The organism is Nostoc cf. edaphicum LEGE 07299, from assembly GCF_015207245.1.
Lineage (GTDB): Bacteria > Cyanobacteriota > Cyanobacteriia > Cyanobacteriales > Nostocaceae > Nostoc > Nostoc edaphicum_B.
This window is the reverse complement of record NZ_JADEXF010000131.1, coordinates 1-7,571: the sequence shown is the minus strand read 5'-3', so window position 1 is coordinate 7,571 and position 7,571 is coordinate 1. Positions and strand designations below refer to the sequence as shown.

At 41.8% G+C, this 7,571-nt stretch carries 10 protein-coding genes and 1 pseudogene; 6 read left to right on the top strand and 5 right to left on the bottom strand.

Annotated elements, in window-relative coordinates:
* The 3 genes from IQ229_RS05905 to IQ229_RS05895 form a co-directional block, all read left to right on the top strand.
* On the top strand, window positions 1-2,185 hold a 2,185-nt coding region (locus tag IQ229_RS05905; protein WP_194042096.1), incomplete at its 5' end, for a ribonuclease R family protein.
* A 17-nt stretch (window positions 2,186-2,202) separates the two neighbouring features.
* Window positions 2,203-2,823, top strand: coding sequence for a flavin prenyltransferase UbiX (locus IQ229_RS05900; RefSeq protein WP_194042094.1), 621 nt, complete (start codon window positions 2,203-2,205; stop codon window positions 2,821-2,823).
* A gap of 166 nt (window positions 2,824-2,989) precedes the next feature.
* Window positions 2,990-3,691 carry a LapA family protein gene (locus IQ229_RS05895; protein ID WP_194042100.1) on the top strand — a complete coding sequence of 234 codons (702 nt, stop codon included), beginning with the start codon at window positions 2,990-2,992 and terminating at the stop codon, window positions 3,689-3,691.
* A gap of 19 nt (window positions 3,692-3,710) precedes the next feature.
* Here IQ229_RS05895 and IQ229_RS05890 read toward each other — a convergent pair whose 3' ends face one another.
* From IQ229_RS05890 to IQ229_RS05880, 3 genes are all read right to left on the bottom strand, one after another.
* Window positions 3,711-3,905, bottom strand: a complete 195-nt coding sequence (locus IQ229_RS05890; RefSeq protein ID WP_194042092.1) for a hypothetical protein — start codon at window positions 3,903-3,905, stop codon at window positions 3,711-3,713.
* Window positions 3,906-4,790: 885 nt separating this feature from the next.
* Window positions 4,791-5,129, bottom strand: coding sequence for a DUF5615 family PIN-like protein (locus tag IQ229_RS05885; protein ID WP_194042091.1), 339 nt, complete (start codon window positions 5,127-5,129; stop codon window positions 4,791-4,793).
* On the bottom strand, window positions 5,098-5,439 hold the full coding sequence (locus IQ229_RS05880; protein ID WP_194042089.1) for a DUF433 domain-containing protein: 342 nt from the start codon (window positions 5,437-5,439) through the stop codon (window positions 5,098-5,100). The genes IQ229_RS05885 and IQ229_RS05880 overlap by 32 nt, the downstream gene beginning before the upstream one ends.
* Window positions 5,440-5,635: 196 nt before the next feature.
* Between IQ229_RS05880 and IQ229_RS05875 the strand changes: the two genes are divergently transcribed.
* The 3 genes from IQ229_RS05875 to IQ229_RS05865 are packed head-to-tail and all read left to right on the top strand — an operon-like array spanning window position 5,636 to window position 6,941.
* The gene (locus IQ229_RS05875) at window positions 5,636-6,181 is read left to right on the top strand and encodes a shikimate kinase (RefSeq protein WP_194042087.1); all 546 of its coding nucleotides are present in this window, start codon (window positions 5,636-5,638) and stop codon (window positions 6,179-6,181) included.
* A gap of 20 nt (window positions 6,182-6,201) precedes the next feature.
* Window positions 6,202-6,618 (top strand): XisH family protein, encoded by a 417-nt coding sequence (locus IQ229_RS05870; RefSeq protein ID WP_194042085.1) that lies wholly within the window; start codon window positions 6,202-6,204, stop codon window positions 6,616-6,618.
* On the top strand, window positions 6,606-6,941 hold the full coding sequence (locus tag IQ229_RS05865; RefSeq protein WP_194042083.1) for a XisI protein: 336 nt from the start codon (window positions 6,606-6,608) through the stop codon (window positions 6,939-6,941). Before IQ229_RS05870 ends, IQ229_RS05865 begins: the two co-directional genes overlap by 13 nt.
* A 103-nt stretch (window positions 6,942-7,044) precedes the next feature.
* Here IQ229_RS05865 and IQ229_RS05860 read toward each other — a convergent pair.
* Window positions 7,045-7,209: pseudogene (locus IQ229_RS05860) on the bottom strand (Uma2 family endonuclease); the annotation flags it as partial.
* A gap of 60 nt (window positions 7,210-7,269) precedes the next feature.
* Window positions 7,270-7,479: a PIN domain-containing protein gene (locus tag IQ229_RS05855; protein WP_194042081.1), complete on the bottom strand. Its 210-nt coding sequence runs from the start codon at window positions 7,477-7,479 to the stop codon at window positions 7,270-7,272.
* Between the last annotated feature and the right edge of the window lie 92 nt (window positions 7,480-7,571).

The following is a 7,571-nucleotide window of genomic DNA, read 5'->3' as shown; positions in this document are numbered from 1 at the left end:
GTACCGCCGTGTCTCAGAAGAGGGAATAATCGAGGCAAAACTCCGTTGTTCTAGTAAAGGCTTTTGCTTTGCTATTCAAGATGTGGAAGGAGCCGAGGATATTTACATCCGCGAAAGTCATCTGAGTAATGCTTGGAATGGCGATCGCGTTTTGGTGAGAGTTTTAAAAGAAGGCAGTCGCCGCCGCTCTCCCGAAGGTGAGGTGAAGCTGATTCTCGAACGCTCTAACCACACTTTACTGGCACGAATTAAGCAGGTAGAAACTGGTTTTCGGGCTGTGCCTTTAGACGATCGCTTACTGTTTGAACTCAAGATTCAACCGAATGGCGCAAAGTTAGAAGAAGCGATCGATCATTTAGTTCATGTGGAAGTTTTGCGTTACCCGTTGGCACAATATCCTCCCCTTGGTCGAGTCGTGCAAATCCTCGGCAGTGATGCCGAAGCTGCTGCTGATATAGATTTAGTTACGTGCAAACACGACCTTTCCCGGACTTTTCCAGATAATGTTCTAGAAACAGCTGCGAGGTTGCCCAAAAAGCTCCTCAAAGCAGACCTGAAAAATCGGCTAGATTTACGTAATTTGTTTACTCTCACGATTGAAGGGGTAAATAGCGATACCAAAGTTATAGAAAACGCTTTTAGTTTAGAAAAAAACTTAGCCGGAAATTGGCTTTTGGGCGTTCATATCACCGATGTTTCTCACTATGTCCAACCTGACGAAGCCTTAGATAGAGAAGCACTCAAACGAGGCAAATCAGTCTATCTAGGAGAATTGGTGTTGCCAATCTTGCCCCCAGCTGTAGCAGAACGCTGTTCTTTAGTACCTGGGAGCGATCGCTTAACCATCTCTTTTTTAATTACCATTGATCCCAAATCGGGAGAAGTGCTGGAATGGGAAATTCAACCCAGTGTAATCAATGTCGAGACTGCACTGACTACTGAACAAGCCCAAGCAATTCTCATAGGTGAAGCTCAAGATAAATCATCACAGGTTTCCCAAATCCTGCAAGACCTCCAAGCCTTGCAAACAGCCGTGAAACAGGTGCGCTTGACTCGTGGTAGTCTCCAGTTGAATCTGCCGCCTAGCCAAAATGCCTATTATGATGAGGGGATTCTCGGCGCTGTGGTGGTAAATGATTTACCAGTGCGATCGCTACTTACGGAGTTGGTACTGTTAGTTAATCAACTGTTCGCAACTCACTTAAATGCTCTTGGTGTTCCCGCTATCTGGCGAGTCCAAGGTACTCCTGATGTTGAAGATGTTCAGGAAATGCTGAAATTGGCAGTCAATTTAGGCGTTGACCTCACATTAGATCCAGAAGTTGATATCCAACCTTTAGATTACCAACATTTGACTACAGCTTTTGCTGAATCTCCCTCCGAGCAAGTTCTTACTTACTTGTTACAAGATACACTGAAACCGTCTGCATACAGTACCACCAAAGGATCTCACTTTGGTCTGGCACTACCGCAATATGTCCATTTTAGCGCTCCCTTGCGGCGTTTCCCAGATTTGCTGATGCAAAGAGTGTATTACTCGCTACTCGAAAACGGACGCGATCGCCGCAATACCCGTGTCAGAGAACGGGTTAACCTGCGCCACTCCTCCAGCCACGAGGAAATTAACTGGAACGTTTTACCCCCAGAATTGCAACAAGAACTGCAAAGCGATTTGACTAGGGTAATTGTTCAAATTAACGACCGAGAAAAAGAAGTCCAAGAAGCCGAAGCCGATTTAGCCGGACTGCAAAAAGCCCAACTGATGAAGCAACGCATCGGTCAGGTATTTCAAGGCGTGATTACCGGGGTTCAATCCTACGGTTTCTTTGTGGAAATTGAAGTAACCGCGGCTGAGGTGGAGTCCAGCAGTAATCCTGGCGTACCTTTGCGGGTAGAGGGATTGGTACACGTCAGTTCTCTCAAAGATGATTGGTATGAATATCGCGCCAGACAACAGGCACTATTTGGGCGCAAAAATCGCGCTTCTTATCGACTAGGCGATCGCGTCGCCGTCCAAGTTAAGAGTGTCGATTACTACCGTCAGCAAATTGATTTGGTAACAGTTGGCAGCGATGGCGTCGCTAAAGGTTTAACTGGCAACGATTCCCGTGACGACCTTTCAGACCTATACTTACCAAATGATATGGAGCCTGATGACCTAGATCCTTACTCTGAGGACGAGTAAAACCCACTAAAACTTACGTGTCAAATAACACTAAGCCTTTAATTTTAGGCGTATCGGGCGCATCTGGTCTGATTTACGCTGTTCGCGCGATCAAATTTTTGCTAGAAGCGGAGTATAGCATTGAATTGGTTGCCTCTAAATCAACTTACATGGTTTGGCAGTCAGAACAGGAAATTCGGATGCCACCAGAACCAACTGGGCAAGAACAATTCTGGCGAGAGCAAGCTGGTGTTGCACTTTCCGGTAAACTCCGGTGTCATCCTTGGAGCGATGTCGGAGCCGGAATTGCCAGCGGTTCCTTTGCCACTCTAGGGATGATGATTATTCCATGCAGCATGAGTACAGTGGCAAAGCTAGCAGTTGGCTTGAGTTCCGATTTACTAGAACGGGCAGCGGATGTCCAACTCAAAGAAGGGCGAAAGCTGGTTATTGTCCCGCGTGAAACGCCTTTTAGCCTCATCCACCTGCGTAACTTAACTTCTTTAGCAGAAGTTGGAGTTAGAGTTGTCCCCGCTATTCCCGCCTGGTATCACAATCCCCAAACCATCGAAGATTTAGTTGATTTTGTAGTTGCCCGTGCTTTAGATCAACTAGATATTGACTGTATTCCAATTCAGCGGTGGCAAGGTCGTCGCTAACACCCTGAGTGGATTTATTGTAAATTTCACAATAGTCCTAAAAAGGTAATGATAGAGATGGCTGATAGTGACAGTAGTCAGTGAACAGTAATTAGTGAAGAATAACCAGACTGATCGCTGACTATTGACAACTGACCACTGATAATTGACAACTGACAAAATTGCTATGGCTGTAATTCGCTTAATTCTATTGGTGGCAGTACTGGGAGGACTAACGCTGTTATTAGTCCAAAATTTCTCACCTGCCCTATCGCTAGTATTTTTGGGCGTGCAAACTCAACCATTACCACTAGCGATATGGATTTTGTTCAGTACTGCCACTGGTGCTTTCACATCGATATTGATTGCTACCTTATTTAATTTATCCAATTATTTTGTGGCAGGACAACGCCAAACTCCTAACAGAGCAACCACCCCTTCAACTCGTGCGAAGGCAACCCGGAGAGAAGAACCGACATCTCGCCCTGCTAGTCCTCCACCACCAGCTAGTAAAAATGAAGAGCCTAGCAGTGAGGAATTTGATGATTGGGAGACAAATAGCAGTAGAGATGATGATTGGAACTTTGATGAAAAGTCAGAGTCAGCGTCTATTCCTAATTCTCAAGCTCAACAACCTAGAGACTCAACAACTTACGAACGTCAATCAGAAGCCAAAAGCAGTTCTCGGTCTGGTTCAGTTTACTCCTACAGCTACCGCGAGCCAAAAAATACAGCTGCGGGAAAAACTGAATCAATTTACGATGCTGATTATCGAGTAATTATCCCCCCTTACCAGCCGCCAACTACCAATCAAGCCGATGATGATGATTGGGAATTTTTTGAGGATGATGATGATTTTGAAGATGATGGTAAACGCCCCCGTCGGTGAGATGTAACAGACGACATCTCTATTTAATGCCACACCGCTCTCTAGACTCCTGCTTGACCCTACCAGTCATGGCAGCTTCCTGCAAAGTCATGAAAGCATTAAAATCTTCCAAGTCATATCGGGTAGTCAACAGTTGTCGTAGTTGATCTTCAGCTTCAACTGTCAAATAACCAGTTGCTAAAGCTCTTTCTACAACGTCACGAATTCGAGTCATGGTTGACACCTCATTCATTCTATATTTATTCATTTAGGCTTATCGGGGTGAAATATGCAGTAGTCTTTGTGTCGAAACTTCAATTTCTTTGCAAGTTTTTTTGGGCGATCGCGGTAAATCAGTCATTATTTACACCTTTATTAGAAACATTTAATTGAGCGGGTCTTGTTATAACTAAATTTTTAGAATAACGACCCTGTGCTGTTAGAAACACAGTATTGTGTATACTTAAAATTACCCATCAGAGTCAAAACCCTGATTATTCAGATAGACAGATATTGTTTGGATAAAGTTTCAAACAAGCTATGTTAATTTTTTGGTTAAGCATAGAGATTACTATGCAGCAATTACCTAGTTACTTCAGGAAAATTACTACATTCCTAAGAAATTGATCAGTTATTCCTGATAGTAATTTCACAGAAGAATCGTTTATTTATTGCCTAATACAAGTTACTTTAAATACACTCGTAATAGTAATAACAGTAATTTATTCAACTCAAATATGAAGATGTATTTGTATAAGCTCAAAACAAGATAAAGTTATAAAAGTTACTCGTAAATTTTGAATTTGTAAAGGAAAAACCTTTAATACCCGTTGAAAATAAATTCCTGGGATGTCTACTTTGTAGTTGTAGTTCTGCGGAGATTTCTAATGGAGTTTATCAAAGTCATAGCAGTAATACTGCTAGAGTTTATCTTTCTAATTGATTAGATAAATACATAGAATAAATACTGAGTAACCAAGTCAGATACTCAATCAAGATGAAAAAATGGAGTCGCCCAAGATGCGTTAGCATACCCCTGCTCTTAAACAAGCTGTAACGGACACACCAGAAAGTATCGCATCGCTTTTTTACATTTATTTAAGTAAAACAATAAAAGCTTTCAGAGAAATTCAAGTTGATATCTCATTTCTTCTGGCTCAAGAACTTCCCAGATTAAAATTAAACTCCTCAATATTTCCCCAATTGAGCGACGGTTCTGAGCGCAGTAAATAATTCCTGAGTGCATAATCAAGCCACCTTGATGAAGTATCACAAAGTCATCATCATGGGTGAAAATTACTCGATTCTGAGACATTGCAAAATAAAGCTGTTCTCCATCTAATGCAGCTATCAGTCCTGTTTCTGATGTAGTTGTCACATCAATCCCACGACGACGTAAGCCTTCTGCTATAGCATTACTGACATTCTCATCTAGGTGGAATCGAATTTTTTGTGTCATTTCGATTCTTTAGTTTCTCTTGCAAAATCGAAGGAGTTTCAGCCTGTACTTCTCTGACAAAGGCTTCTCCTTCTGCAATTTCTTGCCTGATCTCATCTTGATGATCGTGGTAATAAGCTAGAGCAGCATAGACATCAGCTAAACTGATGCTGGGATAATGATAAACGATTTCGTCAGGGGAAAGCCCCATCTGTTCGTGCCAAATGACAATATCTTGCACTCTAATTCGGTGTCCTGCAATGCGCGGTTTACCCCCACACACACCCGGAGTAATTTCAATGTGTTCTGAGATTACTGGTATTTTGGACATCTGATCAAGAAACGCTCCTATAAGAACAAATTATATTATGATTATCATCTTATTAGCGATCGCCTTTCCAATGTTGTGGGCGATTGAGTGCGTTGGCACAACCTAACCCAGGCATTGCTTGAATACGCACGTATGAATCGTTAAGTTTATAATTAGAAACTATGACTCAGCACTCAGAATTGGAGCGAAGCAACTGGTGAGCAGCTTATTACAAGGAGTCAACCTTTACTTAATTGGTATTATGGGCGTTGGTAAGACGACAGTAGGGCGCTTACTAGCAAAAGAATTGGGTTATGGGTTTGTGGATACCGATGATGTTATTGCCCAAGCAACAGGTAAATCTATCAATCAGATATTTACCGACGAAGGTGAAGCAGGGTTTCGCCAGTTAGAAAGCGACGTACTTTCACAAGTTTGTGCTTTTACAAAGTTGACTATCGCAACTGGTGGGGGCATTGTACTCCGGCGAGAAAATTGGGGTTACTTGCACCACGGTTTGATAGTGTGGCTGGATTCGCCAGTGGAGATAATTTACAGCCGTTTAGCTGAGGATACCACAAGACCACTGCTGCAAGATGCTGATCCTAAAGGGAAATTGCGATCGCTCCTAGAACAACGAACACCACTTTACTCTCAAGCTGATTTGCACATCACCGAGCGAGAGGGAGATACACCTGAAAATGTTGCCAAACGAGTACTTGAAGGAATTCCTGGCATCCTGAAAAAAGCTGTTTCTAATTAATGGGGAATATTAATGTAACTGTGTCTGCAAAAGATATTTTTCATGAATCAGTTAAAAAAGCTTTGCAAAAAGAACAATGGATAATTACAAGCGATCCATTAAAATTCAAATTTGGGGAAGTCAACTTCCAAATTGATTTAGGTGCAGAGAAAATAATTGCCGCAGAAAAAGGAAATGAAAAAATAGCAATTGAAATCAAAAGTTTTTTAAACCCCTCTGCAATTACAGATTTTTATTCCGCCTTGGGACAATTCCTGAGTTACCGTCTAGCGTTAGCAGGATATGAACCAGAGCGAATATTATACTTAGCAGTTCCATTGGATACGTACAAAACATTTTTTCAACTTGAATTTACTAAAACTGCGATAAAACAGTATCAGGTCTTGTTAATTGTTTATGAGCCGGAAAATGAGGTGATTGTACAGTGGATAAATTAGCCAAATATCAAGAATTGGTGAAAACATTGTTGACGAACTATGCCAGTGATGATGTCTCTGACAATGATGTCGAAGTCCAACTCATTTTAGACACAGAACGCAATCATTATCAATGGATGAATGTAGGTTGGCAAGGATTTAATCGTATTTATCGATGCGTGATGCATTTTGATATTAAAGATGGCAAAATATGGCTGCAACAGAACTTAACCGATCGCAATCCAGCAGAGGAGTTAGTGATGATGGGAGTACCACGAGAGGATATTGTCTTGGGTTTGCAAGCTCCATACAAGCGTCAGTATACAGATTATGGCGTAGCGTAATGCGATCGCTCCTCGAACAACGAACATCACTTTACTCTCAGCGAATACTTGAGGCAATTCCTAGCGTTCTCAAAACACAAGTTTCTCATTAAGAAAACTCAAGTTACCAAATTTTGCCCATCCGCAGGATAAACCCTGGTAATTCTGGATTACCACTAACTGCTTCGGGATTATCCAAAATTTCAACTTCTCGATTCGGACGGTAAATGTAGACTTTTCGATTCTGCCGATCAATTAACCAGCCTAGTGATGCACCGTTATCAAGGTGATGAACCGGCTAACTCGTTGCCGCTGCGCTCAATTAGGCGGTGTTGGGACGCGGGAACAGTTAACTCGCTACATCACATCCAATGACCGTATTTCTGGCAATAAATTCCTCAATACGTTCTAAATTTCCTTGTGATCGTCCTGATTTTCTAGCATTGTAGAATAATTCACCAATAGCAACACTGGAAATAAAAATTTCTTTTGCATTTACCAGCTGATTATTTACTTCGATATCATTTGCAAATAAAGCAATAATAAATAATAGTGTCAAGCAGGTATCTACCACTCATCTATATCTACCTGTTCGCAACCTTGTTCAATTGCTTCGCGCATCAACTGAATATCGTTTGGTGATATTGTACC